The following is a 25,177-nucleotide window of genomic DNA, read 5'->3' as shown; positions in this document are numbered from 1 at the left end:
AAAATTTTTATTATGTCGTTTTTAACATCGTTGTCAGTAGCCGGAAAGGACTACAAAGTATTAAATGTAAGTTATGATTTAGCTCAAGAAACTGATGCTTCTGGGCGTCCATCTACAGTAACACGTGGTGGTAGAATCATGATCGAAGTAGAATCAACTGGTAGCACAGAATTGTTCGAATGGATGACTAACAATTTCGAAAGAAAAGATGGGTCAGTAAAATTCATCAAACGTGATTCGAATGCTACTTTAAAAGAGTTGAAGTTCACAGAAGCTTACATGGTTAAGTACAAAGAGAATTTTGATCATAACAGTGCTACTCCGTTAACGGAAACTTTTATGATTTCAGCTCGTAGAATTTCGATGGGCGGAGGAGAATTTGATAATGCTTGGGTATAATCCTTTGGACTTTATCAAACTTTATCAAGCTTGAAACTATTAAAGGAAGTCCATTTATTGGACTTCCTTTTTTGTTTTATTGTAATCATCTAAATCTTTTTTAAGTAGATGTTTAAACTTTATAACGCTACTTTTTAACAATCTAAAAATCTACAAATGAGTTTTTTATCCAAATTACATATAGACGGGGAAGAATATAATGTCCTGGAATTTAATATTAGTTTTAAACAAAAAATCGATACTACGAGTAAACCTACCGGCGAAGCCAAAGGTGGAATTATAAGAATGATTATCGAGGCAAGTCAGAATAGTCATTTTTTAGCATGGATGTTAAATAGTGATTTAACTAAAGATGGAAAAATTGTTTTTTATAGAAGAGATGCTTTGAGCAAAATGAAAGAACTTACGTTTGTAAAAGCATTTTGTATTGGTTATGATGAGCAATTTACAAGTACTACTGAAGTGCCAATGAAAATAACGATGGAGTTAGTAGCTAAGGAATTGACATTTGGAGATGCTAAATTTTCAAATAACTGGATTGCTTTAGATTAATTGTAAAGGCTAATTAAAAACAAGGACGTATTATTATGGCACACTTTTCAGAACAAGTTCATATATCTATAGGAAGTTTTACCCAAAATGTTGTTTATTATGATTTAAAGCTATCGCAAAATATGGCCGATCATCATCATTTTTCGTTTATTTGGCAATATACAGGTAAAGCAATAATAAAACCAGCAGACCAAGCTAAAGCTTTAAGAAGTTACTTAGGTGACGAAGTTATTTTTACTTTTAAAAGTCTCACGGGAATAAGATTGATGAGTAAAGGTATTATTACCGAGCTTTCTTCTGTAGATCTTCATGGGAGTCCAGTAGGTTTACACGTAACAGGTGTGAGTCATAGTATTGTTCTTGATGATATGAAAAAATCACGAACATATCTGGAACGCGGAATGGATGATATCGTACTTAGTATTTTAGCCGAAGGGCCAGGTGAGTTTTATCAAAGAGATTCTATAAGATCAACTTATCTTAAGGAATTAAAATACATGGCACAGTATAACGAAACCAGTTTTGAATTTCTTAAAAGATTGGCAACACGTTATGGGCAATGGTTTTATTTTGATGGAATGCGTATGCAATTCGGACAAACAAAAACAAGTAAAATAAAACTCATTAACGGAGCTTCGTTACATAGTTTTAAGATACAAACCAATATGGTGTCGCACAAAATTTCCTTAACTGGTTATGATTATGAGGGTGCGGCTACAATACGTAATGCAGCTGCAAGAACTTCTGCGGGTAGTAAAGATAGCTTTTCTTCTATTGTAGGGTATAATCAGGGAACTGTTACACAATCTGACCTAAGTATTAGCGCCTATACAACGAATGCTCAGAATAAAGAAGAAATAGATGAAATGGTTACATTGCAAACAGGAGGTAGTGATGCCAATAGTGTGTATTATAGCGGAATTTCTTATTTTCCTTTAGGACTAGGGCAAGTATTTACAATAGTAAATCAAACTGTAGAGCATGAACTAATTGTTATTGAAGCAATACATCATTCTCAAGTACACGGAAACTATTCTTGTGAGTTTAAGGCTATCCCAGCTGATGTTGCTGCACCACATTATACTAACGTACATATTTTTGCTAAAGCAGAGACTCAGCCAGCACAGGTAAAAGATAATAGTGATCCAGAAGGATTAGGACGAGTAAAAGTTCAGTTTTATGGAGTAAGCGGTAATGTTGTGAGCCAATGGATACGTATGGTGCAACCTCATTCGGGAGCAGGAAAAGGATTTTATTTTATTCCCGAAATAGGTGAAGAAGTAATGATAGGTTTTGAGGGAAACAATGCTCAGAATCCTTACGTTATAGGAGCACAATACAACGGACAAGATAAAAGCGGCTATGCAGATGGTCAGAATAATATAAAAGCCATTCATACCCGTAGCGGACATATCATAAAATTTACAGAAGACGAGAGTATTATTATTACAGATAAAATTGGCAACGAAATAGAGCTTGATACTGTAGGAGGCAATATAAATATTAATGCACCAAGTACAATAACTATGAATGCTACTAATATTATTATGAATGCTTCTGAAAATATTACCAGTACAGCAGGAATGAGTATTATGGAAAGCGCAGGAGCAGATAAAACTACAATGGTAGCAATGATGCTAAATACTAGCGTAGGTGGAGATAATATGCTAAATGTAACGGGGAACTTTATGGAAAATATTCAAGGTAATTTAGAGTCTCATACCGAGAAAGAAAGACAAGAAATAGCTGTAAAAGGAATTGATACAAGTAGTGAAGGTGGTATAAACAAGCATTCTAAAAAAGAAATGCAGAATAATAGCGCCGAAAAATCTAAATCTCATTAATAGATGAGCAGAATAAGAATTGTAGGAGGTACAATAACAAAAACTACTGTAGGAGATCATAATATATATTCCGAAGGGAATATTGTTTATAATTCAGGTAAGGCAATTACAGAAACAAGCGATGTAGGTATAAGTTATGGAGAACCCAAAGACGCTCCGCCTCCTGAAAGAATTGCAAAATGTTTAGTTGAATATAGACCTTGCAAGGATTGGAAAGGTGAGTTTGGTATAGATTGGCCAAGAAAAAGAGACAGTAAAATGGCTGTTGATGTCCCTTACAATGGGATTATAGGTAAGTATGGTGCAATTTATGGATCAGAACCTAAAGCTGTTTTTACTCCTGACAATAAAGCTTATCTAAATCACTTAAATCAATATAGTTTTTTTAATTGTTATAGAGGAAAATATTATATTCCCAATGTTACTCTTATGGCTGGGCAAACAGCATTTTTTGATGTAATAACAGAAGTTGAAGAAGAACCTGAAAAATTACATTATGTATATGATACAGCTGTTTTTGAGCTCACCATATTAAAAAAATTAACTTCGACAAAAGGGAAGCATTATGATGAAAAAGCTTTGAAAATTAAATGTTTAAAACAATTTGATAAAAAACAAAGTATTCGAATAATAGCTACAAAGAAAAAATATTTAGAAAAAGTGGGCGAAATATTTATTTTGCCTAACAATAATATAAAAGAAATTAAAATTCTTTTTATCCCTGTTAATTATAATGGTATAAAAGGAAGTGTTAAAGGAAATGAAGTTCAAATCCTTAGTAATGCTTTAAATCAATCTTATATCAAAGGTGATATAAAGAGCATGAGCGAAATAAAAGTAGGAGGTTGGTGGTATGATTTGTTTTTTACAGCAAAAGATAAAAAAGGAAACAAATTAATGGACACTTCTAATATGAAATCGATTCATAAAACACTTGATGATGTGTTTTTTGAAAAGAAGGAAAATGAAATTTATAAAGATTGTTATAGGCTGTATATGCTTCCTAATGGTAAACTAAATGGTATAGCCGAAAATGTAGGAGGTAACTCCAGAGTAGCAGTTGTATATCAAAACAGAAATGATTCTACGGCTCCTCATGAGTTAATGCATGCAATGGGATTATATCATACTTTTGATAATGATGGTTTGTTTACTTATAAGTTCTGTAATACAGATAATATTATGGATTATACCCATCAAATTGGTAAAGCACGTTTTTCAACAAATAGATGGCAATGGAAAATTCTTAATTCCGGCATAAGATGAAAAAAGTAAAAAGTATAATATACCTATGCATTATTGCATTTAATTTAATGTCTTGTGGTGGACAAACAGAAAAAGGAGTTTATTATCCTAAAGAGAAAATTATGACAACTGATAAGTTTGATATTGTTAAATATAACCGAATTGTTGAAGAGAAAAGAAAATTAGGTGAGTTTGATCTTTATAATCATGTTGAGGTTTTAACAAATGGAAATGTGGTTGAAAGTTCGCAAGCACAAGATAAATCTGCAACAGTAATAATTCTACCACCTGTTCCAGAATTAATAGAAACATATAAAAGTTATCATAAAAATGGATTCTTGGAATCTGAAACCCAAAGATATATTGGATTACAGTTAGGATCTGATATCGTTAAATTTGGAACCTCTAAGTATTATGATAACACAGGTTTATTAATTAAAGAAGTAGATGAGGCCGTTAAATATGAAAATATAAAGGTAAAACCACTTGATTTATTTGAAATTTTAAAGAAAGAGCCTTTATTTATAAAGCTTAGCAAAGAGGATAAAAATCTTTTTAAAGCTATTTTTGATTTACCACAAGGAGAAGATGAAATTTCACCAGATATCATTTCTAAAGCTCTAAAAAAGCAAAGGATACTCAATCCTGAAGATAGAGAAGATATTAAAAATACGTTTTTAACATTAAGTGATGATGAAAAGATATGGGAGGTGGTTAAAGATATTTATCCCTTTGGTAGAATTGAGTATAGTGTAGATTCAAACTCTGGTAAAATAATCAAAAGAGACTATATAAAAGAGACAAGACCATAAATTATAATTAAGTTTTTATTCTTGAAAGTCTAATTTTCATTATCGGATTAAAAGTAAGTTTAATACTTAATTATCTGATAAAAATTTGGTTCCATTTATGAAAGAAAAGGAGTCCATAATGATTGAATTAATGAAATATTAAATAGACTTTTAATATATGAACAAAACTAAAATTATTCCGGCTGTTGTTATTTTCATACAATTGTTAGGCTTTATACACTTGTATTTAACTTACAAAAATGATAATAGCCATATACCTGCTGCTTTTATCGAATTGAATTTTTTAGCAGCTTTTAATACAGTAGTTTTATTTATAGCCTATTTTTTCTTTTTTAAACCCGCAAGTAAAATAAATTGGTGGGTTGTTTCAATTGGATTATCTGTACTGACGATATTATTTTTAATTATTACGTATTCAATAATGTTCTTTTCTAAATATGAATAAAGTTTATTTCATAATAAATATAGTTGAGAAGCGAATAAAAAAGAAGAGGAATTACAATTAGTTTAAAACCTAAAATTCATTAAGCTATGAGCAGAATAAGAATTGTTGGAGGTACAATAACAAAAACTACTGTTGGAGACCATAATATCTACTCTGATGGTAATATTGTATATAATTCAGGTAAAGCAATTACAGAAACAAGCGATGTAGGAATTAGTTATGGAGAGCCGAAAAATCCTCCTAAACAAGAAATCGTCGAAAGTAAATATAAACTTGAAAGTACTTACGCACATGAGCAACTTTCAGCTTTGGCAAGACAATTAGACGAATTGCCTTTTATGTTTTTTATGGTTGGAGTTTTTGGTGAAGAAATTGAAGCCAGTGCATTAAGTAAATTATACAGAGGACTTAGTGATAAGTCGATAGTTTCGCCAGAGATTATGGTTACTAAGTTTCCTGTAAGAGGAAGAATTGCTAATTATAGTAATAGCAAAAAAAAAATATTGATTTGGGAATATACTTTGGAACTGGCAATAAAAGACAATGATAAGAGAACAGAACTTTTGGCTGCATTGGTTGAAGAATATGGGCATCATATAGACAATATTCTTCGTACTGAGTTGGCAACTAATGGAAAAGAAGATACTGATAATATTGATGAAGGAGCAAAGTTTGCTTATGCTTTATTTAATTTTGATATTTTTAATGAAACAATTCTAAATTATGCTAAAACAGAGACACCCAATTATACGGGGGATTTAGTTATAGATTTTTCAGCCATCCATAAACAGATTAAAGAATATGTTGCAGAAGACCAGCAGTATGATGCTAACCCTAAAGAAGATGAAGATGGTTTTGGGGCAGGATTTGAGGCTGGTATGCATGGTGGCATTGAAAGAGAAGCATTGAAAGGTCTTTTTTCAAAAGAAGAAATGAACCAAATTTATTATGGCAATTGGTTACGAGATTATTCTCAGGTTATTTTAGAAACCACCATAAGATTAGAGAAACCTGATATCGACAAAATAAAACAGTCTAAATCAAAACATCTTACTGATTTATTAAAAAGTAATCCCAATAAGTTTTCGCATGATACTTGGGTTAAACTATTAGAATTATTAGCTGCCAAAGAATTTGTATTTGGTGAGAATAAATTCGCAGATCATAAAAGGTATCTCGATTTGTTCAGAAAACAATATGGTCCATTAACTAAGGATATATTGGGACTTTATAGACCTGAAGAACATATTGATAATCCAAAAGGGTTAAACGATTTTAGCAGTTTAAGTATATCATTTAATTATGAGTATTCCAAGGGATTAACTAAACCCGTAAAACTCTATGCAGGCGAAACAGCCCAATCTATCGATGTAGACCCAGAGTTTAATATCAAAAATTATATCCATAAACACGGTATTCCAGAGAGACCTTCGTCTGATGGGTATATGTGGGATCAAATAAAACTTGCTGTAGAGTATGGTAAAAATAAAGATGGATTTAGACACTTGGGAGCAGCTTTTCATGTATTAGAAGATTATTTCTCACATTCTAATTTTTGTGAATTAATGTTAATAAAGGTTGGGAGTTTACCACAATACCAAATCAATAAAGAGTTGTCTAAAAACCTGAAATTGGTTTACCCATGGGTAGAAGGGATGCAAGGACAAGATTACTCGACTATTCCTATTGTCACTGGTAAATTTTTGATGGACGATACTCTAGCCAGTGTATTGCCAAAAGTTGGTGACAAAATGTTTCCTATAGGTATACAAGATTACGTACAAAGAAAACCGGGAGATAGAACCTTTACTGATGCTTTTATAGTGACTACTCTAGAAGATTTGTCCAAAGGACAAAAAACAGATGGTGTAGAAAACGACCCAGTTTATATGGGGATGACAACATCTGAATGGTTAGTAACATACAATAATTATTTAAAATTACTTGATATTAAATCGGCAGGAATGCAATTTTTAGGACCAATAGGAAGATTTATTGATAGAAGCATGAGTTACTTGGGAGACAGTTTAGCCACTTTTTCTAATATTGGTTTTAATTTATTCCTATCTTCGGTAGATGAAGATATAAAAGAAGAACAAACGCTGAATAGTAACAAAAATTATGGAACGAACCCAACACATACTCAAATAGCCAAAGATGCACTTAATCATCCTTTAAATCCTCTTGCCTCTGAATTAGCAAAAGTAGCCGTTATGGATGTAGCTACACTTATAATGGAAGAATGGAAAACAAGAAAAGACCCTTCAGGAAAAGAGCTTGCAAAATATGTAGCTAATAAATATACATTACATCCCAAAGACTCAAGAACGGAATGGGCAAACAGTATTGTTTATGATTGGGCAAAAGTCAATGAAAAGGCCATATTTCGTCTTCAAAGTGATACTGTATATGAGCATGCCGAAAAAGTTACAGAACGTGCTATAAGCAATGATAAAATACAAGAAATTTTAAAATATTTCAATTGATGAAAACCTTAAAAATAATTGCCTTACTATTTTACGTAAGTTTGGCTTTACAATGTCAGACAAAAAAAGAATCAAGAAAAATGGAAACAGAATTTACGATTAATACTCAAAAAGTAAGTTACAAAGGCATAGAACTTCCATTAGGAAAGTCACTAAATGAATGGGTAAAAATACTAGGAAAGTATGACAGAGTATTACCTCCATTAGAAAAGAAATATATTGTAGAGAGAACCTATACTTGGGATAAATTAGGGATTATGGTTGTCGAATTTGGAGAAGATAATGAAGTAAAAACAATCCCTGAGCTTTATGTTTTTTTTAATAATTTAGATAGTCCAGTAGGACAAGCTGGCAAATTAGAATTTGCTAGAGGGAGAGAATCTTTGCAAGTCCTTATAAAGAGAAATACAGAAGAAGGTTATCCTTTAAGTACAGGTACTATTAAAGAAATAAAAGAAGAACAGTCTACAGGTTCCAAAGCTCCTAAGAATTATCCATATCCTTTTACTACATATAAAAAATCTCTGAATATAGAGGGGATTGAGATAAAAGAAGGGATGACTATTTCGCAAATTAATAAATTGAGGAAAGAGGCAGATTTACCATTAATAAAATATTGGGATACTGATATGAATTGGAAAGAGGAAGATGGTTCTACGACTACTAAATCTAACGGTTATTTTACCTATTTGTATCCACATAAATTTACATTTGAAGAAGATAAGAAAGCGAACAAATACAATATTTTGTATCGTTATACTGAGCAAGAACTTGAATATATAAGAATTGTATATGATACAGGACAAGAATATTAAGTTGAAAAAATATATTTTTAACAAATGAAAATTGTGAAAAAGATTATTCTTTTACTTTATATAAGTATAGCTTTACAATGTAAAACCTCAAAAAAAGAACTCAAGTTAGAAACTGATTTTTATATTAGCGAACATACTATTACTTATAAAAAACAAGAATTGCCTTTTGGTAAACCCGTGGCCGAATGGATAAAGATTTTCGGAAAATATAGTAGAGTTTATCATACAAGTGTATATATCTGGGATGATTTAGGGATTTATGTTTCTGAATCAGATAAAAATAAAAACATTGATGAGCTTCATATCTTCTTTATGAATCTTGATAGTCCTTTGGGACAAATGGGGAAACTTGAAGAAGCCAAAGGGAGAATGTCTGTAGAATTTGTGAAAGAACGTAATCATAAGGATGGTTGGTTTCCAGAAAAAACGGATCCAGATTTTTATACAGACATGTTAAAGAATGAGAAAAACGGATCTGGAGCTCCTGAGAATTTTATATATCCTTTTAAAATTTATGCAAAACCGCTAAATATAGAGGGAGCAGAAGTAAAAGCAGGTATGAAAGTGTCAGATATTAATAAAAAAAGAATAGAAGCAGATTTACCAGTCATCAAATTTTATGATGCAGACTTGAATGCAAAACTAGAGGATGGTTCTACTACTACTTTGACTAATGGTTATTTTACTACTTTTAGTGGTTTTTTAACTCCTGAAGAACAAGAAAAAGCTGATTTTTATAATATTATGTATCGTCAGACCGAAGGTGAAATAGAATACATACGAATTGTACATGATAAAGGACAGGAATATTATAAATATTAATTTTTGTATAGGTAATTATAGGATTCGATAAGTTTATCAGTTTAAATAAAAAATACGTCCCAATAAAAAATAAGTAAATGAGACAAGAACGAATAAAAGATAGAGTATTAAAAAGAGCAGCGAGATCATGGGGCTTTTCGGATGTAGAGATGGAAACGTCATTTGATCCAGTAGTATCAATGATGTTGAATGCATTGTCGTATGAGTTAGAAAAAGTGGCTCATGAACTGGAGGATTCTAAAACTCGCGTGGTCGAAAGAGTTCTTGAAATTATGTTTCCAGAAGTTAGTGCAGGAGCTAAACCAGCAAGAGCAATCATGCATGCTTTACCTATAGATAACAATATGAAAGTTTCTTTGCTAAACCAAATGTCGGTAAGCAGGAGAATACATAATATTTATAATCCGTTAGCGCCTATTACAAAGGAGATAACACTATCGCCAACATTAGAGGTGAAATTAGCTTCTTGTGAGGTTAAGTACGTAGCTTACGAAAGAAATCTATACCAAGTTTCAAATCTTTTTTATAAAGACTCAGTTCGAGGTTATAAAAACTCTCTGCCTTCGGGAATAGTGTTTTTAGGGATAGAATTGAATAATACCAACGTATTAGAACTAGAGGATTTAATGTTGTATATAGACATTAAAAATACCCATCAAAAAGAAATGTTCCATTATTATCTAAAGCAAATGAAATGCTTTTATGATGAAAAGGAAATCACGGTAGAAGAAGGGTATAATGTCCCGGTAAACAATCTGGATATCGAAAGTATAATAAACAGAAATTATACGCATCTTAGTGAATTAATGCAGGAAGTTAATGAGTTTTATTTTGATAACTTTTATACCCTAAAAGGGGCATTGAAACATAAAGAGATAAATAAATATAACCCAGAATATAAGGTTTTTGAAGAAGTAACAAAGGATAATGGTAATCCGATTATTTGGATAAAAATGGTTTTTCCAGAATCATTAATACCTCAAATAATAGACAATGTATCTTTTACAGCAAATTGTTTTCCTGTAATTAATAAGAGACGACATATTATAAATAAAACACTTGGAGGTTTCTTGTCTTACGTATCCTTAGATACAGGTAATAATATCTATCTAGATGTAGATACCGTAGTTGATCCATTTGATAACCATTATGAAATAAAAGAATTTAAAGATGGTGTTATCGAAGAAGGAAATGCTGTATTACGTACAGGAGGAGTTTCTAGATTTGATTCCAGAACAGCTTCAGAATTACTTCAGAACGTATTGGATTTATTGAAAGACGAAAGTTCTTCGTTTTCAGGATTAGGAAAAGATTTTATGAATAGTTCCCTGGTCGAAATTAATCAGTTATTGGCTTCGGTTGAGCAACAAGCGAAAGAAAGTAGCTTTTCTAAAAATAACGATCCATATTTGATGATTAAACCAAAAGTAGATGAATCAGTAGGGAAATCATTTATAATAAGTTATTGGTCGACTTGTGCCGAAGAAGGTAATGACATTAAAGCAGGTACAGTTTTAGAATCTAAAGAAGATTTGTTTTTTGTAAGCAAAGAAGCTGTATTAGTTACCAATACAGTTGGCGGAATGAATAAACAAAATAACAAGGACCGTATTCTTGCTTATCGCAATGCTTTATTAACGCGAGGACGAATTGTAACTTTTGCCGATATAAAGGCATTTGGTTTTAACCATTTTAAAAGCTGTATTACAGATGTTAAAATAGAAAAAGGAACACGTAAAGAAATCTCAGTAAAAGCAGGTTTTAGTCGAACGGTAGATATTTACTTAAAAATTAATGCAGCCGAAAAACAACATTTATCAGTAACCGAGTGGGATTATTTGTGTGAGAGTTTCATGAAAAACTTAAAAAACAGATCATCAAATGTGTTTCCATATCGATTGTTTATCGAAGATTAATTTCAGGAAACAAATAAATACAAAAAAAGCGCTAAGATACCTTAGCGCTTTTTTGTTATAATAAAATCAGTTATGATTTTGATCTCTTTCTCATCTTCATATTGATAAACTCGACTGCCAATGAGAATGATATAGCAAAGTACAAGTAACCTTTTGGTACAGCCCCAATATGTTCACCTACTAAAGATGCATTAGATAAGTGCATACTTTCAGTTATTAACATAAAACCGATTAGGATTAAAAAAGCAAGTCCTAAAATCTGAATAGAAGGATTTGCATTTACAAAATTTCCAACAGGAACCGCAAACAACATCATAACAGCTACCGAAATAACCACGGCAGTAATCATAATTGTCAAAGCACCTGTAACACCATTTGTCATACCTACTGCAGTTAAAATAGAATCTACAGAGAAGATTAAATCGATTAGTAAAATTTGAACAATTACATTCGAAAAAGATTGCTTTGCAACATCTTTTAATGTTTTTTCTTCTTCGCCTTTATGATCAACTTTTTCGCTTATTTCTTTAGTACTTTTATAAATCAGGAATAATCCACCGCCCAATAAAATCAAGGCTTGTCCAGTAAAATCAGCATTTAGCCAACCCCATTTAATACTAAAAACAGTTGCCTTCATAGCAATTAAGTACGAAATACCCATTAGCAAAGCAATACGCATAAACATGGCTAAAAACAAACCAATTCGAGTTGCTTTTTTACGACTTTCAGGAGGTAACTTTCCAGTTACTATCGATATGAAAATGATATTGTCGATTCCTAAAATAATTTCAAGAAAAGTCAATGTTAATAGGGCAACCCAAGCGTCTGGATTTAAAAATACTTCCATTTAAAAAAGGTATTAAGAGGTAATAAGGATATATAATAATTTAATCTACACGAACAACTTTTCCGCGTTGTTTTTGGTTAGAACCAACCATTCCGAACTCAAAAGTATAAGAATCTTTGGTTGTACTCAAAATTTTCATTCCGATAGCTTTCTCTTCGGCTTTGTTCTTTGGGTGTTTTTTTTCCAGAACATATTCGCAATCGCTTACCCAACGAATTGTTGCAGTATCGGTTTTACCTTCAAAAGTTTCGATTTCGATATCATCTTTTCTTTCAAAAATAGTTGTCTTTTTTACTCCATCAACTTCATATTCAAACTTGAATTTTCCGGTTTTAAAATCCTTGCAATTGTGTTCCGTATTATAACAAGATGCAACAATAAGTAACAAAGGGAGTAATAGTAATTTTTTCATAATAAGTAATTTGTTTATTTAGGAGCTAATCCTGCTTTTCATTTCAATCTTTTATGCCGAACCCCGGCATAAAAGGATTTCCATTACAATCAGGGCTAGTTTGCAATTGGTTCTCAAGAACCTTTAGTATTATATTGATTTATTAAGTCTTAAATTTTCTGGATATAAAACTCTTTTAATTTTTTAGATTCTTTAACTTCCTCTTTAATTTCTTCTTTAGATTCGTTTTTTGCTGCTTTTGGCCAGATATGAAAACAACCTTTTGTCATTGCTTTGGCTTGTTGGTAAATATTTGGTGAAAGATTAGCAAAAAAACTCAAATCTTCAGGATTATCCCAAACGCCCCAAATACCATTTTCGTCAATATCTCCGTTGTAATTGATGATATGCGTTGGGTAAGTTTTGACCATTTTAATTTTAAAATGCTCCAGATTATAAGAACCATTCCATTTAAAGGAGTTTACATCATCAACTCCAGAGCCGGAAATAATAGAATTTACAAAATTCAATTCAATAGACATTTTATGTTGTGCCGGTGAATTAGAATAACAATAAAATCCTTCCCACTCTCCACTAGGCAAAAAATGATGCGTCTCATTTTTGTTGTCTTTCATATTTATAATTCTGAAATAAATATAATAATAGATTTTATGCTTTCAACTTCGCGTAGCCTTAGAAATATTGTTACTTCAATCTCTTTAACTCATCATCGGTAAAGTTCTTAATTTCTTTTTCCTTGGCAAATTTATTAGCGTTGTAATTTTTAGATTCTTTTCTTGGAATCGATAAACTTTCCCAACTGCTGTTTTTTAATTGTTTGGCATAAAATACAATTTGACCAACATGATAAGGATAATGTGCTAATTGCCTGTTGATAGCTTCAATAACCGTATGACCTTCATTTCGGATATATATAATGTCTGCAAGTTGATTAGCTTGCAAATCATTTATGGCATCAAAAAGACATTTCCAGCCTTTTTCCCAAGCAGTCATTATTTCTTCTTTAGATTGCAAGTCATTTTCGAATTCCTCATCGCGATTACGCCATTCTTTCTCGCCATCGGTTGTAAGGAAATCAGTCCAACGCGAAAGCATATTACCCGAAAGATGTTTTACAATAGTTGCTATACTATTTGTATCCTCATTTATTGTAATAAGAAGTTGTTCAGGCTCGAGTTGAGCAATTGCTTTTTCGCCCAGTGTTTTATAATATAAAAACTGTTTTTTTACACTTTCTAAATACGCTTCAGTTGCATCCATAATTATACAATTTTAATGTCATATTTGTCTAAAAGTCCCAAAATTCCCTCGGTCGAGAATTGCGCTTTTTTCATAGGATTAAATTCAGGATCAATTTTAAAATTATAAGCTGTTTTAAAATTAACACTTGCCAATTGAGTTTCGTTAAAAATTGCTCCTTCGAGATTACAGTTGTCAAAAACAGAACTGGTTAAATTGGTTCCTATAAAAGTAGTTTCTTTCATAGAACAATTTACGAATTTAGTTTTAGGCATTTTTTTATTAGAAAATAAGGCATAGTCCAAAACAGATTCTTCAAAATATACCTGAAACAAAAAATCTTCACATTCATTAAATGCAATTCCCAGAAGTTTACAGTTCTTAAACGTTGCATTTTTTAAACTTGTACCTTTTAGGCTGGTCATAGATAAATTGCAATCGATAAATTCGCAATCAAGAAAGGTGTTGTAAGCAAAATTACTATTAGAGAAATCACAATTTTTAAATACACAATCCTCAAATTCGCGGTTGTTTATTTTTTTATCAATGTAGATAACCTTATCGAATGTTTTTTGAATATGAATTAAGCTATCCATTGGATTTTTTGAGTTTTATTTTAATTAAATGTTTAGTCATTAAACAGACCTCTCATGATTGTTTTTAAACCATAAAAGATTAGAAACATTCCAGCTAAACAAGCAATGATACCAATAGCCAGAACTAAGTAATGCCAAACGTTTTGCTTGTTCATAAACGCATTGTAAATTACCGAAGGGCCAATAAATAATAGGGGTAAAGAACCCGATAAGTATTTAATTCCTTTTCCTATTAACTCCTTATTTGTTCCCATATTTTTTATTCTTAAAAGTTTAATGATTGAAGTTTAAAAGTTGCGGGAACTAAAAAACGTCTATTTATTGTTGCATAATCAAGATTATATCTTTGCAACGGTTTTATTGAAATCAGTATTTATAACTGAATTACTATTGTGCCTGAAAATTATCTACAGCATTTCTTACACTTCCATATTTGTGTAATAATTCAGATGCTTGCTCGTATGTAACAGGAATTTCGCCCATAATCATTCTTACTCCGCGATCTATTAATTTACTATTACTTAATTGCATATCGACCATCTTGTTGCCTTTTACTTTTCCTAGTTTTATCATGGTTGCTGTCGAAATCATGTTAAGAACTAATTTTTGTGCAGTTCCAGCTTTCATTCTAGAGCTTCCTGTAACAAATTCGGGGCCTACAACTACTTCAATAGGATATTGGGCTGTTTGCGAAAGCGGACTTTCGGCATTACAAGTTATGCAACCAGTAATTATATTGTTCTTATTACAAATCTCTAAACCACCAATTACATAAGGTGTTGTTCCTGAAGCAGCAATTCCTATTACAACATCATTTTCAGAAATGCTGTGTGCTTGCAAATCTATCCAGGCTTGTTTAGGATTATCTTCGGCATTTTCTACCGCCTGACGAATGGCTTTATCTCCTCCGGCAATGATCCCGTTTACTAAAAATGCCGGAACTCCAAAAGTAGGAGGACATTCGGATGCATCCAAAATTCCTAAACGACCAGATGTTCCTGCTCCTATATAAAATAAGCGTCCACCAAGTTTTAGTTTGTTTACAATTTGAGCCACTAAAGCTTCTATTTGCGGAATTGCTTTTTCTACGGCAAATGGAACTGTTTTGTCTTCCTGATTCATGTTAATCAACAAGTCTTGAACACTCATGCTTTCCAGATGTTCGTATTTAGAGGACTGTTCTGTAGTTTTTGTAAAGGTCATTTTTTAGTATAATATCTTGCCCAAAATTAATCTTTTTTCTTGCAATTTCGAAATTTAGTGCGTAAAGTCGTAAAGATTAAAATAAACTTTTTTTCTTTTAATTCGTATGCAACGAATGTCTTATGGAATCTCATTAAAAGAACTAAAATATTATATTTGTTAAATATTTTAAAGATAAATGGATAAATTAAGCTTTTTAGATGGTATTGCTCATATTGCTGTTTTTGTTTCATTATTATTGGCATTATTTTTACTAACAGTAAAAACCGAAAATAAGTTAGCAAACCGACTATTTGGTACTTTTATTATTTTTTCAGCAATTGATTTTACAGGACTCTTTACTTACACATTTCCTCAAGAATATGCAGATTTAGAACTTATAAGAAGCACAATATGTTTATTAGAAATGCCTCTAATTTATCTTTATGTTTTGGCAGTTTGTTACAATGATTTTAAGCTAAAATGGCAACATTTAGTATATACACTTCCTTTTATTGTTATGAATTTAGTTCTTATGCCGAGATTTTATTTAAAATCAGGTATTGAAAAAGAACAATTCATAGCCAATTTTAATCAAATGTCTGAAGTTTACTTTTTTCAGATTTTAATCGAAGTTCAATATTGGTTTTATATCATTAGTATTTTTTTAATTTTAAAAAAGTATAGAAAAATTTATCTTGAAAACTATACTAATCCCAGTACTTCTACATACAAATGGCTTTTTCAGATGAATTGTGTTTTTCTTGTGATGCATTCTATTACAGCTTCAAAAAATTTGTTGCGTTATACTGCTTCCAGAGAAATTTTTCTTTGGGGAAATGTTCTAATGGTATGCGGAGCTTTATTTGTAATATGTTGGTTTGTAATGAAGGCACTAAATCATCCGGAACTTTTTAGAGGAATCAATTCTACTATACAACTTACCAAAGATATTATCCCTCAACAAACTGATGTTTCGACTAAAATAGCAAACGTTCAGGATGAGATTATTTCTTCTAAAATTTTAGCTTTAAAAAATTACATGACAGAGAAGAAGCCCTATCTTGATCCATCACTTACAATACAGGAGCTTTCTAACCAAATTGATATTCCTGTTCGTGATTTATCAGTTTTGATTAATCATCATATGAATCAGCATTTTTTTGATTTTGTAAATGAATATCGTATTCAAAAAGCAATGAATATCTTAAAAGATCAGTCTAAGAACGAACTTACGGTTTTAGAGATTCTATACGAAGTGGGTTTTAATTCTAAATCATCTTTTAATACTTCTTTTAAAAAATACACAAATCTTACGCCTACGGCTTATAGAAACGCTTCATAAATAATGGTTTGAATTTACCCTAAAGATGTAAGTTTTAAAAAAAGAAAAGTTTTTATTTTAATTCTAAAATTCGAATTCTTAAATGTTTGTTTTTCGTAGTGATGCTTTTTCTCAGGAATAGTGTTAAAAGAACTAAAATATTATATTTGTTAAATAATCTAAAAAAATAATGGATATAGATAGTTTTTTAATTGCTATGAGCTGGCTCTCAGTTTTTGTTTCATTATTGCTGGCATTCTTTTTACTGACTGTAAAAACCCAGAATAAACTAGCAAATAGGCTATTTGCGTTGTATTTACTACTTTTTTCAATTGATAATGTTGGAATTTTTATTAACGAAAATTTTATTAGAAGCCATTTTAATTTAGAATTTTTCAGATGGAGCACTTGCGCTCTAACACTTCCTGCTTTCTATTTATATATTGTGTCGGTTTGTTTTACTGATTTTCGATTACAAATAAAGCATTTACTTCATGCACTTCCGTTTATAATAACAAATGTGTTTTTTGCATTTAGACTTTATTTTCTGAGTAATGTCGAAAAAACACAATTTTACGACCATCGTAGTCAATTGCCTGAGTTGTATGGCTTCCAGGTGATGTTAGGTATACAAATTATATTGTATAGCATTGGTGTATTTTTAGTTTTAAAAAGATATAAAGAAATATATCAGGAAAATTATGCCGATGCTAAAACGTCTATTTTTAAGTGGTTGTTTCAATTATCGACTGTGGTATTTATGTTGTATTATTTAGCAATAGCAAAGAATATTCTGAGATACACAGATTTCGAAGCATTATGGATTTGGGCAAATGTAGTAATGCAATTTTTGGCTTTAGTATTAACCTGTTGGTTTGTATTAAAAGCCCTTAATTATCCTGAACTCTTTAGAGGAATCGATTCAAAATTAGAATTAGCAAGGGATATTCTTCCAAAGAAAAACGAGAATATTACCGAAGTAAAAGACAATCAAAACGAAGTTATTTCTGTTCAAATCTCGACATTAAAACAGTACATGACCGAAAAAGAACCTTATCTCGATCCGTCGCTTACGATACAAGAACTTTCTAATCAAATTAATATTCCGGTTCGGGATTTATCAGTTTTGATTAATCATCATATAGACCAACATTTTTTTGATTTTGTAAATGAATATCGCATTCAAAAAGCCATGAGTATTTTGAAGAATCCTTCAAAAAGGGATTTAACCGTTTTAGAAATCCTATACGAAGTAGGTTTTAATTCGAAATCATCATTTAATACTTCTTTTAAAAAATATACAAATCTTACGCCTACAGCTTACCGAAACGCTTCGTAATTAGCGGTTTGTAAAAAGTCGTACTTTGTACTTAATAAAGTCGAACTGATTTTCTGAAAAGAAAAGGGTTCGACTTTTTTTGTCGGTCGCATATCCAAAATTTCTAAGGCAACTTTGCTTCAAATTAACAGAACCAATTTAAAATTAGAAATTATGAAAAATGTAAACCTTTTTATTTTTTTACTATTGCCTCTTTTTTGTTTAGCACAAACAACCCTTAAATTAAATGGAAAAGTTGCCGATGAAAAAGCTTCAGTTGCTTGGGCAGATGTTGTAATCTTAAATCAAGAAGGGAAGATTATAAATGGAGCAACCACAAAAGAAGATGGTAGTTTCGAATTGAATTTGACTAAAGGATTCTATAAAGTAAAAATTAGTCCGCAGGGATATTCTGAATTTGAGAAAGATATTATGATAGAAAAAGACATCAATTTTGGTTTGATTATTTTAAAGGAAAACGTAACAAATTTGGGTGAAGTTGTCATTCAATCCAGAAAAAATGCGATTGAACAAAAAACAGATCGTTTGGTTTATAATCTGGAGAATAATGTAACAAACGTTGTGGGCGATGCTTTGAGCGCTATAAATACAGCACCAGGAGTTGCGGTACAAAATGATGTTATTAATATATTAGGAAAAGGAGCTTCGCGTGTGATGATTGATGGAAGAATGATTGAATTAACTGGCGAAGAGTTAAATGAGTTCTTAAAATCTATTTCGGCAAGTGATATTAAGAATATCGAAATTATAAGTAATCCTTCGTCAAAATTTGAAGCTGAAGGAACTGGGGGATTAATTAATATTGTGATGAAAAAAGGGGCTCGTGATTCTTGGAAAAATACAACTACAGCTTCGTATGATCAAAATAAATATGGAATTTTTGCTTTAAGGAATAACTTCTTTTATAATAAAAATAAGTTTAGGTTTTCGGCGAGTGTTAACGGAAAAACAGGTGCTAGAAACATTAAAGAATCTCTAGATATGTATTTTGTTGAAGGGCCTTCGAAAATGAATGCGGTAACGAAATTAAATGAGGAAAACCTTTCTGGGAAAGTAGCTTTAGATTATGATTTTTCGGACAAAACAACCATTGGTTTTCAGTTTTTAAATGATAGAAGCAACCCAGATTTTGATTCGGATATTAGAATCAATAACTATAATGCTCAAAATGAATTAAACAGTTATATACTTAATGAGAGTTTTTTAGACAGGAAAACGGGCAATCAGACTTATAATTTACATTTGATTACTAAACTTGATTCTTTAAATAGAAAATTATCATTTGATGTGGATTTCTTTAATTATGATTCAAAATTCGACAGAAATTTTATTGCGAATAATTATGCATCAGATGGAACTTTTATCGATGTAAATCAATCTGGACGAAATATTTCGAATCAGGATATTGATAATTTGAGTTTCAAGGCTGATATGGAACACCCGCTTCAAGATGTAAATTTATCTTATGGAGCAAAAGTGAGTTTTACCAAAAGTAATAGCGATGTTGTATTTTTTAATACCATTACTGGAACTCCAGAATTAGATCTAAACCAAACAAACCAGTTTAAATACAACGAAAATAACCAAGCGGTTTATATTAGTGCAGATAAAAAAATAAATGAAAGATGGAATTTTCAGGCAGGATTACGATTAGAAAATACGCAAACAAATGGTTTTTCGGTAAACTTGAATCAGGAAACCATAAATAATTATCTTAAATTATTTCCAACCTTTTACGCTTCTTATAATAAAAATGAAAACAATAGTTTTAGTTTAAACTACGGAAGAAGAATTCGTAGACCAAGTTTTAGTTTATTAAACCCGTTTCGAGTTTATATTAGCAGCAATAGTTATTCTGAAGGAAATCCGTTTTTGAAACCTTCTTTTAGCGATAATTTTGAATTTACTCATTCGTATAAAAAAATATTAAGAACTAGTATTTTCTTAAATGCGATTACTGACGGCTATGGTGTAATATTTACTGCAAATCCAGAAACGTTGACTCAAGTTGTATCTAGAGAGAATTATTTTAAAGGGATTAATTATGGTGTTGGAGAAACGTATTCGGCTAATTTTGCAGATTGGTGGCAGAGTGAGAATTCATTGTATTTTTTGGGATCAGATATTAAATTCACAAAAGATATTAATGCAACACCAGCAAATAGTCTTCAGATTGATTTTTCGACAAATAATACATTTTCGTTAGGAAAAGCGACTAAACTACAAGTAGATTTTAACTATACTACGCCTTATAAAAGTGGTTTATATGATACTGGATATGTATCAAGCCTAAATATTGGTTTTAAACAGGATTTGTTAAACAAAACAATGCAAATTGCTGTTTTGGTAAATGATATTTTTAATACCTCTTATTTAAAAAATGATGTTTCGATTGTAAATGGCGTAAAGCAAGTTTATAGCCAAAATGAAAGTAACCGATTTGCTCGTTTATCTGTAGTTTATAATTTTGGAAACAAAAAGATTAATGTTAACCAGCGCAATTCAGGAAACGAAGAAGAGAAGAAGAGAGCTAATTAGATAATTACAGTAGAGTATTCCAACATGGCTTTAAATCCCGAAGTTTAAATTAAGGAAACATTTTTTTTATTTATTTATTAAGGCTTTGAGAATTTACAGCTAGTATCTGATTAATTTCATCTAGTACCTCAAATTCATCAGTAGGAAATATTTCTAAGACCATTTCTAAAACGAGTGCCACATTAATAGGTGAGTTTTTAATTGTGTCCGAAGTTTTATGTGCTTCGTGATCCAGCGCAACAATACATAATTTAAGGGTTTCGGTAATAACACAACCAAGCTCAGAATAATTTGATAGTTTAATTTGAGCCGTAAATGTACCTTTTTTATCCGGAGACGGTTTTAAGGTGTTGAAATATCGTGTAGTTAGTTTTCTAAGATTCTCCATTTTTAGTTTTATTTATTTTATTAAGGCGTTTTTTCTTTCAAAATCAAATATACGAAAAATTCCAAATAACATACTATAGTATGTTAAAAAGAATGAATAAAAAATGGAAATTGTCTCAAATTAAAAAAAGTGGATAAATCAGAAGAATTAAAGCGTTTAGGTGCTCGAATTAAAGAGCTTAGAAATGCGAAAGGATTAACACAAAACAAATTGGGATTATTAATACTTAAAGATCAGCAATCTATACATAAAGTTGAAGCTGGTGAATTCAATCCTACATATCTTTATTTACTTGCATTGGCTAAGGGTTTAGGAATATCAGTAAAAGAATTGCTTGATTTTGAATAAAAACTAATAAGGTGGATTTAAAATCCGTACTTGTAAATAATAAAAAAGACTTTTTTACTTCTTAGTTTTTTTGCATTTTTAAACATAATCTTGTCATTTTATAACAAGATTGTGTTTAAACTTTGTGTTTTACATCTTTATAAGATTAATGCTGCTTTCTAAAAAGCTTAACTTAATGATATCGGACTTTGGAACTGTTAGATGTTCTTTTTTGAAAACGATAAGTTCTTGTTTTGCGTGAGGGATAGGAGTAAACTACCGAAGTAGTGCGGATAGCCCGACCATATTTACGAAAGGCGCATATAATCAGTTAGCTAAATAGCGCCTTTTGTAAATGTGGGCACGCCCAGATTATATAAAATATGCCAATGCAATTCCGAATATAATCATCGAAATTTTCGCAATATTAAATTTGTGTCCTTCGCTACTTTCAAAGATTATTGTTGATGAGATATGGAATAATATTCCGATTACAACTGCTGTAATCTCGGTGTAATAATCGTTTAAAAAAGGCAAATATTCAGATGCAATTGTTCCTAACGGTGTCATGATTGCAAATGTTATCATAAATGCAAAAATGGCTTTTTTGTTAAGGTGTGCATTTACAAAAAATGTTGTTAGTATGATGGCAATTGGTAAGTGATGTATAGCTATACCAATGGCTATATCATGATGATGGCTTACTGGAAACCCTTCTAGAAAGGCGTGTATGCATAGGCTGATAAATAACAACCACGGGATTTGAGACATTTGGGCGTGACCATGCACGTGCCCATGTTCGGCTCCTTTAGAGAAAAACTCGAGTATGATTTGGAACAGTATTCCGAGCATTATAAATAACCCAATATTATGGTTATGTGACTCATAAACTTCGGGCAACAAATGCATTACTGTAAGTGATAGTAGGAATGATCCGCTAAAAGCCAATAAAAGTTTAAGATTGGTCTTGTCTTTTGGTTTTAGTACCAATGCGACAATATATCCTAATAATACTGAAAGTAAGGGTAATAGATAATTCATCTTTTTGTTTAATTGTTTTTAGTTGTTTAATCATTGATTTGTTTAAACGGTTAAATAAATCAACAATTTACCAATTACTTAAAAATCATGATTAATCGTTCGCTATCGGTTTTGTGAAATTTCTTTAATTTATAATCGCCAAATGTATCTAAAAGGAAAATACCTGCTTGTTCCATTAATTCTTCGAAATCTTTTAATGTTAGGGCTTTTACTTTTTCGGTAAAATGATATTTACGCCCTTGGTCTTCAAAATCTATTTCTTTAAAAATATGCCCGTCCTCTACGTATCGTTTGATATGAAAATCGATATCATCGACTGTTTTTACTTCTTCGGGAACTAGTGTTTCGATTACTTGTGTTACGTTCATAAAATCGATTACGGCAAAGCCATACTCGCTTAAACTTGCTTTTATAGCTTTTAGCGTAGTAAGATTATCGTCGTCGCTTTCGAAATAACCAAAACTGGTAAATAAATTAAAAATAGCATCAAATTTTTCGTCGAAAGGCTCGCGCATATCATGCACTTTAAAGTGCAGGGTTTCATTACTGTTTTTGCTAGCTTCGGCAATACTATTTTCAGACAAATCGGCTCCTAGTACATCAAACCCAAGTTGGTTTAAATAAATAGAATGGCGCCCTTTTCCGCAAGCTAAGTCAAGTACTTTTGCTTTTTCTGGAAGATTAAGATAATGTGTAAGATTATCCATGAAAATTTGGGCTTCTCTATAATTTCTGTCTTTATATAATATATGATAATAAGGTGTGTCGAACCAAGAAGTGAACCAGTTTTCTGATGGTTCGTTTGTATTTGGGGTAGATGGGATATGTGCTTCAGACATTTATTCTTTTTCAATTAATTCAAGTCCCGCAAATTTAGTGTATTTTTGCTGAAAAATAACTATTTTACAAGCGATACACGAACAATGTCGCTGTGTAGATTCGAAAATTTTTTATTACAGATTGATTTTAGTTTAAATAAATCTGTTTTAATTTAAATATAAAAATGGAAGATAATTTTAAAATGGTGGCCAAAACCTTTTTTGGCTTTGAAGAGATTTTAGCAAAAGAACTACAATTGCTAGGAGCACAAGATGTTGAACAAGGTGTGAGAATGGTAAGTTTTAAGGGCGACAAAGGGTTTATGTACAAAGCCAACTTATCGTTGCGTACGGCACTGAAGGTGCTAAAACCAATTTACTTTTTTAGAGCAAATAATGAAAAAGCTTTATACAAAGGTATTTTGGGGGTAAACTGGTCTAAACTTATAAATGCTAATCAGACTTTTGTGATTGATGCAACGGTGCATTCTGAACATTTTAATCACTCTGAATTTGTTTCTCAAAAGTGTAAAGATGCTATTGTGGATCAATTTAGAGAACGTACGGGACAAAGACCAAGTATTGATAAAGCACATCCTGATTTAAGGATTAATGTGCATATCGATAAAGATCAGGTTTCGGTTGCATTGGATACTTCTGGTAATTCATTGCACCAACGTGGGTATAGAACGGCTACAAATATTGCTCCTATAAATGAGGTATTGGCAGCAGGAATTTTGTTGTTGTCTGGTTGGGAAGGTCAAGGTCATTTTCTGGATCCTATGTGTGGTTCGGGAACTTTTCTTGCTGAAGCAGCTATGATTGCATGTAATATTCCGGCGAATATAAACAGAAAAGAGTTTGCTTTTGAAAAGTGGAATGATTGGGATAATGATTTATTTGACCAAATTGTAAGTAGCTTGATGAAAAAAACTAAGGAGTTTCATTATACTATAAAAGGATTTGATAAAGCCCCAAGTGCTGTAAACAAAGCCAAAGACAATATTAGGAATGCCAACTTAGATGATTATATCACTATCGAAGAGAATAACTTTTTTGATACTGAAAAAACGACTCAAGGAACTTTACACATGGTATTTAATCCGCCTTATGATGAGCGTTTGGATATTCATATGGAAGAGTTTTACAGAAACATTGGTGATACATTAAAGAAAAACTATCCAGGAACGAATGCTTGGTTTATTACTGCCAATCTTGAAGCATTGAAATATGTTGGGTTAAAACCATCTAGAAAAATTAAGCTTTTTAATGCAAGTTTAGAAGCTAGATTGATAAAATACGAAATGTACGAAGGAAGTAAGAGAACTAAGTTTCAGGTTTCTGAATAAGGTTCTAAGTGACTAAGATGCTAAGTTGCTGAGTTTTTAAGCTCAGAATCTTGGAGTCTCAGTAATTTAAGAGAAAAGAATAATTTTAGGTTCAGGAGTTTAAGTTCTAAAAGTAAAATCTTAGAATCTTAGCCTCTCAGAGCCTCAGTAACTCTAAAAAAATGACAAAATTACAAGTAAGAGCTTTTTTATATCAGCTGGGCTGTTTTGCTATATTATTTATATTAGCTCGATTTTTGGTAGCTGAATATTCAGGATTAACAGGATTTTGGATTCCTATGACAGCATTTGTTATTGGAACTCTTTTGTCTCCAAAATTTCAAGCGGCTAAAACTAAAGATGGTGAAAAACTTTTTATGAAATGGATTTTCATGAAAGGAATTAAAGAAATAGGGTAGTACCTATTTTATAAATTTTACAATTTGGTTATTGTTATATGAA

The 25,177-nt window shown here is 31.2% G+C and carries 26 protein-coding genes; 16 read left to right on the top strand and 10 right to left on the bottom strand.

What is annotated here, in order from left to right; genetic code table 11:
• Positions 1–12: 12 nt before the first annotated feature.
• From tssD (IW20_RS21810) to IW20_RS21765, 10 genes are all read left to right on the top strand, one after another.
• Positions 13–399, top strand: coding sequence for a type VI secretion system tube protein TssD (gene tssD / locus IW20_RS21810; protein ID WP_035627552.1), 387 nt, complete (start codon positions 13–15; stop codon positions 397–399).
• 156 nt (positions 400–555) lie between these two features.
• Positions 556–951 carry a type VI secretion system tube protein TssD gene (tssD, locus tag IW20_RS21805; RefSeq protein WP_035627549.1) on the top strand — a complete coding sequence of 132 codons (396 nt, stop codon included), beginning with the start codon at positions 556–558 and terminating at the stop codon, positions 949–951.
• Positions 952–986: 35 nt separating this feature from the next.
• Positions 987–2,795 (top strand): type VI secretion system Vgr family protein, encoded by a 1,809-nt coding sequence (locus tag IW20_RS21800; protein WP_035627546.1) that lies wholly within the window; start codon positions 987–989, stop codon positions 2,793–2,795.
• Positions 2,796–2,798: 3 nt separating this feature from the next.
• Positions 2,799–4,061 carry a zinc metalloprotease gene (locus IW20_RS21795; RefSeq protein ID WP_035627544.1) on the top strand — a complete coding sequence of 421 codons (1,263 nt, stop codon included), beginning with the start codon at positions 2,799–2,801 and terminating at the stop codon, positions 4,059–4,061.
• Entirely contained in the window at positions 4,058–4,852 is a 795-nt protein-coding gene (locus tag IW20_RS21790) for a hypothetical protein (RefSeq protein ID WP_123869454.1), read from the top strand. Before IW20_RS21795 ends, IW20_RS21790 begins: the two co-directional genes overlap by 4 nt.
• Before the next feature lie 157 nt (positions 4,853–5,009).
• A complete protein-coding gene (locus tag IW20_RS21785) occupies positions 5,010–5,297 on the top strand; it encodes a hypothetical protein (protein WP_035627542.1) in 288 nt (95 codons plus the stop codon).
• Between the two features lie 86 nt (positions 5,298–5,383).
• Positions 5,384–7,783, top strand: coding sequence for an HET-C-related protein (locus IW20_RS21780; RefSeq protein WP_035627541.1), 2,400 nt, complete (start codon positions 5,384–5,386; stop codon positions 7,781–7,783).
• Positions 7,783–8,598, top strand: a complete 816-nt coding sequence (locus IW20_RS21775; RefSeq protein ID WP_035627538.1) for a DUF7738 domain-containing protein — start codon at positions 7,783–7,785, stop codon at positions 8,596–8,598. The genes IW20_RS21780 and IW20_RS21775 overlap by 1 nt, the downstream gene beginning before the upstream one ends.
• Before the next feature lie 24 nt (positions 8,599–8,622).
• Positions 8,623–9,420: a DUF7738 domain-containing protein gene (locus IW20_RS21770; protein ID WP_051886104.1), complete on the top strand. Its 798-nt coding sequence runs from the start codon at positions 8,623–8,625 to the stop codon at positions 9,418–9,420.
• Between the two features lie 77 nt (positions 9,421–9,497).
• On the top strand, positions 9,498–11,336 hold the full coding sequence (locus IW20_RS21765; RefSeq protein WP_035627537.1) for a type VI secretion system baseplate subunit TssF: 1,839 nt from the start codon (positions 9,498–9,500) through the stop codon (positions 11,334–11,336).
• Between the two features lie 70 nt (positions 11,337–11,406).
• Here IW20_RS21765 and IW20_RS21760 read toward each other — a convergent pair whose 3' ends face one another.
• From IW20_RS21760 to murQ, 7 genes are all read right to left on the bottom strand, one after another.
• Entirely contained in the window at positions 11,407–12,183 is a 777-nt protein-coding gene (locus IW20_RS21760) for a TerC family protein (RefSeq protein ID WP_035627536.1), read from the bottom strand.
• 40 nt (positions 12,184–12,223) lie between these two features.
• A complete protein-coding gene (locus IW20_RS21755) occupies positions 12,224–12,595 on the bottom strand; it encodes a hypothetical protein (RefSeq protein ID WP_035627535.1) in 372 nt (123 codons plus the stop codon).
• A gap of 149 nt (positions 12,596–12,744) precedes the next feature.
• Positions 12,745–13,209 carry a hypothetical protein gene (locus IW20_RS25625; protein WP_051886102.1) on the bottom strand — a complete coding sequence of 155 codons (465 nt, stop codon included), beginning with the start codon at positions 13,207–13,209 and terminating at the stop codon, positions 12,745–12,747.
• A gap of 70 nt (positions 13,210–13,279) precedes the next feature.
• Entirely contained in the window at positions 13,280–13,855 is a 576-nt protein-coding gene (locus IW20_RS21745) for a DUF1572 family protein (protein WP_035627534.1), read from the bottom strand.
• Positions 13,856–13,857: 2 nt separating this feature from the next.
• Positions 13,858–14,430, bottom strand: coding sequence for a pentapeptide repeat-containing protein (locus IW20_RS21740; protein ID WP_035627531.1), 573 nt, complete (start codon positions 14,428–14,430; stop codon positions 13,858–13,860).
• A gap of 32 nt (positions 14,431–14,462) precedes the next feature.
• Complete coding sequence (locus tag IW20_RS21735) at positions 14,463–14,684, bottom strand: DUF6095 family protein (protein WP_035627529.1); 222 nt, start codon at positions 14,682–14,684, stop codon at positions 14,463–14,465.
• A 133-nt stretch (positions 14,685–14,817) separates the two neighbouring features.
• Positions 14,818–15,633 carry an N-acetylmuramic acid 6-phosphate etherase gene (murQ, locus tag IW20_RS21730; RefSeq protein ID WP_035627526.1) on the bottom strand — a complete coding sequence of 272 codons (816 nt, stop codon included), beginning with the start codon at positions 15,631–15,633 and terminating at the stop codon, positions 14,818–14,820.
• 178 nt (positions 15,634–15,811) lie between these two features.
• On the opposite strand from murQ, the gene IW20_RS21725 reads away from it, so the two are divergent.
• The 3 genes from IW20_RS21725 to IW20_RS21715 all read left to right on the top strand — a co-directional run bounded on the left by IW20_RS21725 (position 15,812) and on the right by IW20_RS21715 (position 20,813).
• On the top strand, positions 15,812–16,957 hold the full coding sequence (locus IW20_RS21725; protein ID WP_035627524.1) for a helix-turn-helix domain-containing protein: 1,146 nt from the start codon (positions 15,812–15,814) through the stop codon (positions 16,955–16,957).
• A gap of 169 nt (positions 16,958–17,126) precedes the next feature.
• Positions 17,127–18,275 (top strand): helix-turn-helix domain-containing protein, encoded by a 1,149-nt coding sequence (locus IW20_RS21720; protein WP_035627522.1) that lies wholly within the window; start codon positions 17,127–17,129, stop codon positions 18,273–18,275.
• A 153-nt stretch (positions 18,276–18,428) separates the two neighbouring features.
• Positions 18,429–20,813 (top strand): TonB-dependent receptor domain-containing protein, encoded by a 2,385-nt coding sequence (locus IW20_RS21715; protein WP_035627519.1) that lies wholly within the window; start codon positions 18,429–18,431, stop codon positions 20,811–20,813.
• A 70-nt stretch (positions 20,814–20,883) separates the two neighbouring features.
• On the opposite strand, the gene IW20_RS21710 is transcribed toward IW20_RS21715, so the two are convergent.
• The gene (locus tag IW20_RS21710) at positions 20,884–21,201 is read right to left on the bottom strand and encodes a hypothetical protein (RefSeq protein WP_035627516.1); all 318 of its coding nucleotides are present in this window, start codon (positions 21,199–21,201) and stop codon (positions 20,884–20,886) included.
• 129 nt (positions 21,202–21,330) lie between these two features.
• Here IW20_RS21710 and IW20_RS21705 point away from each other — a divergent pair, with 129 nt between their 5' ends.
• Positions 21,331–21,549, top strand: a complete 219-nt coding sequence (locus IW20_RS21705) for a helix-turn-helix domain-containing protein (RefSeq protein WP_081912542.1) — start codon at positions 21,331–21,333, stop codon at positions 21,547–21,549.
• A 351-nt stretch (positions 21,550–21,900) separates the two neighbouring features.
• On the opposite strand, the gene IW20_RS21700 is transcribed toward IW20_RS21705, so the two are convergent.
• On the bottom strand, positions 21,901–22,569 hold the full coding sequence (locus IW20_RS21700) for a ZIP family metal transporter (protein WP_035627511.1): 669 nt from the start codon (positions 22,567–22,569) through the stop codon (positions 21,901–21,903).
• A 74-nt stretch (positions 22,570–22,643) separates the two neighbouring features.
• A complete protein-coding gene (locus IW20_RS21695; RefSeq protein ID WP_035627509.1) occupies positions 22,644–23,408 on the bottom strand; it encodes a class I SAM-dependent methyltransferase in 765 nt (254 codons plus the stop codon).
• A gap of 164 nt (positions 23,409–23,572) precedes the next feature.
• On the opposite strand from IW20_RS21695, the gene IW20_RS21690 reads away from it, so the two are divergent.
• On the top strand, positions 23,573–24,736 hold the full coding sequence (locus IW20_RS21690) for a THUMP domain-containing class I SAM-dependent RNA methyltransferase (RefSeq protein ID WP_035627507.1): 1,164 nt from the start codon (positions 23,573–23,575) through the stop codon (positions 24,734–24,736).
• Positions 24,737–24,897: 161 nt separating this feature from the next.
• A complete protein-coding gene (locus IW20_RS21685) occupies positions 24,898–25,134 on the top strand; it encodes a hypothetical protein (RefSeq protein WP_035627504.1) in 237 nt (78 codons plus the stop codon).
• The last annotated feature ends 43 nt before the right edge of the window (positions 25,135–25,177 follow it).

It is taken from the genome of Flavobacterium hydatis, assembly GCF_000737695.1.
Classification (GTDB): Bacteria; Bacteroidota; Bacteroidia; order Flavobacteriales; family Flavobacteriaceae; genus Flavobacterium; species Flavobacterium hydatis.
Note: the sequence above shows the minus strand (reverse complement) of the source record. Positions and strands in the feature narration are given on the sequence as shown.

What these genes read in the sequence shown, in the direction of transcription:
- IW20_RS21800 (WP_035627546.1), top strand. Translation starts at nt 987, where the DNA reads ATGGCACACTTTTCAGAACAAGTTCATATATCTATAGGAAGTTTTACC.
- IW20_RS21715 (WP_035627519.1), top strand. Translation starts at nt 18,429, where the DNA reads ATGAAAAATGTAAACCTTTTTATTTTTTTACTATTGCCTCTTTTTTGT.
- IW20_RS21740 (WP_035627531.1), bottom strand. Translation starts at nt 14,430, where the DNA reads ATGGATAGCTTAATTCATATTCAAAAAACATTCGATAAGGTTATCTAC.
- IW20_RS21780 (WP_035627541.1), top strand. Translation starts at nt 5,384, where the DNA reads ATGAGCAGAATAAGAATTGTTGGAGGTACAATAACAAAAACTACTGTT.
- IW20_RS21790 (WP_123869454.1), top strand. Translation starts at nt 4,058, where the DNA reads ATGAAAAAAGTAAAAAGTATAATATACCTATGCATTATTGCATTTAAT.
- IW20_RS21775 (WP_035627538.1), top strand. Translation starts at nt 7,783, where the DNA reads ATGAAAACCTTAAAAATAATTGCCTTACTATTTTACGTAAGTTTGGCT.
- IW20_RS21710 (WP_035627516.1), bottom strand. Translation starts at nt 21,201, where the DNA reads ATGGAGAATCTTAGAAAACTAACTACACGATATTTCAACACCTTAAAA.
- IW20_RS21690 (WP_035627507.1), top strand. Translation starts at nt 23,573, where the DNA reads ATGGAAGATAATTTTAAAATGGTGGCCAAAACCTTTTTTGGCTTTGAA.
- tssD (WP_035627552.1), top strand. Translation starts at nt 13, where the DNA reads ATGTCGTTTTTAACATCGTTGTCAGTAGCCGGAAAGGACTACAAAGTA.
- IW20_RS21755 (WP_035627535.1), bottom strand. Translation starts at nt 12,595, where the DNA reads ATGAAAAAATTACTATTACTCCCTTTGTTACTTATTGTTGCATCTTGT.
- IW20_RS21685 (WP_035627504.1), top strand. Translation starts at nt 24,898, where the DNA reads ATGACAAAATTACAAGTAAGAGCTTTTTTATATCAGCTGGGCTGTTTT.
- IW20_RS21760 (WP_035627536.1), bottom strand. Translation starts at nt 12,183, where the DNA reads ATGGAAGTATTTTTAAATCCAGACGCTTGGGTTGCCCTATTAACATTG.
- IW20_RS21745 (WP_035627534.1), bottom strand. Translation starts at nt 13,855, where the DNA reads ATGGATGCAACTGAAGCGTATTTAGAAAGTGTAAAAAAACAGTTTTTA.
- IW20_RS21785 (WP_035627542.1), top strand. Translation starts at nt 5,010, where the DNA reads ATGAACAAAACTAAAATTATTCCGGCTGTTGTTATTTTCATACAATTG.
- IW20_RS21795 (WP_035627544.1), top strand. Translation starts at nt 2,799, where the DNA reads ATGAGCAGAATAAGAATTGTAGGAGGTACAATAACAAAAACTACTGTA.
- IW20_RS21735 (WP_035627529.1), bottom strand. Translation starts at nt 14,684, where the DNA reads ATGGGAACAAATAAGGAGTTAATAGGAAAAGGAATTAAATACTTATCG.
- IW20_RS21765 (WP_035627537.1), top strand. Translation starts at nt 9,498, where the DNA reads ATGAGACAAGAACGAATAAAAGATAGAGTATTAAAAAGAGCAGCGAGA.
- tssD (WP_035627549.1), top strand. Translation starts at nt 556, where the DNA reads ATGAGTTTTTTATCCAAATTACATATAGACGGGGAAGAATATAATGTC.
- IW20_RS21700 (WP_035627511.1), bottom strand. Translation starts at nt 22,569, where the DNA reads ATGAATTATCTATTACCCTTACTTTCAGTATTATTAGGATATATTGTC.
- IW20_RS21720 (WP_035627522.1), top strand. Translation starts at nt 17,127, where the DNA reads ATGGATATAGATAGTTTTTTAATTGCTATGAGCTGGCTCTCAGTTTTT.
- IW20_RS21695 (WP_035627509.1), bottom strand. Translation starts at nt 23,408, where the DNA reads ATGTCTGAAGCACATATCCCATCTACCCCAAATACAAACGAACCATCA.
- IW20_RS21725 (WP_035627524.1), top strand. Translation starts at nt 15,812, where the DNA reads ATGGATAAATTAAGCTTTTTAGATGGTATTGCTCATATTGCTGTTTTT.
- IW20_RS25625 (WP_051886102.1), bottom strand. Translation starts at nt 13,209, where the DNA reads ATGAAAGACAACAAAAATGAGACGCATCATTTTTTGCCTAGTGGAGAG.
- murQ (WP_035627526.1), bottom strand. Translation starts at nt 15,633, where the DNA reads ATGACCTTTACAAAAACTACAGAACAGTCCTCTAAATACGAACATCTG.
- IW20_RS21770 (WP_051886104.1), top strand. Translation starts at nt 8,623, where the DNA reads ATGAAAATTGTGAAAAAGATTATTCTTTTACTTTATATAAGTATAGCT.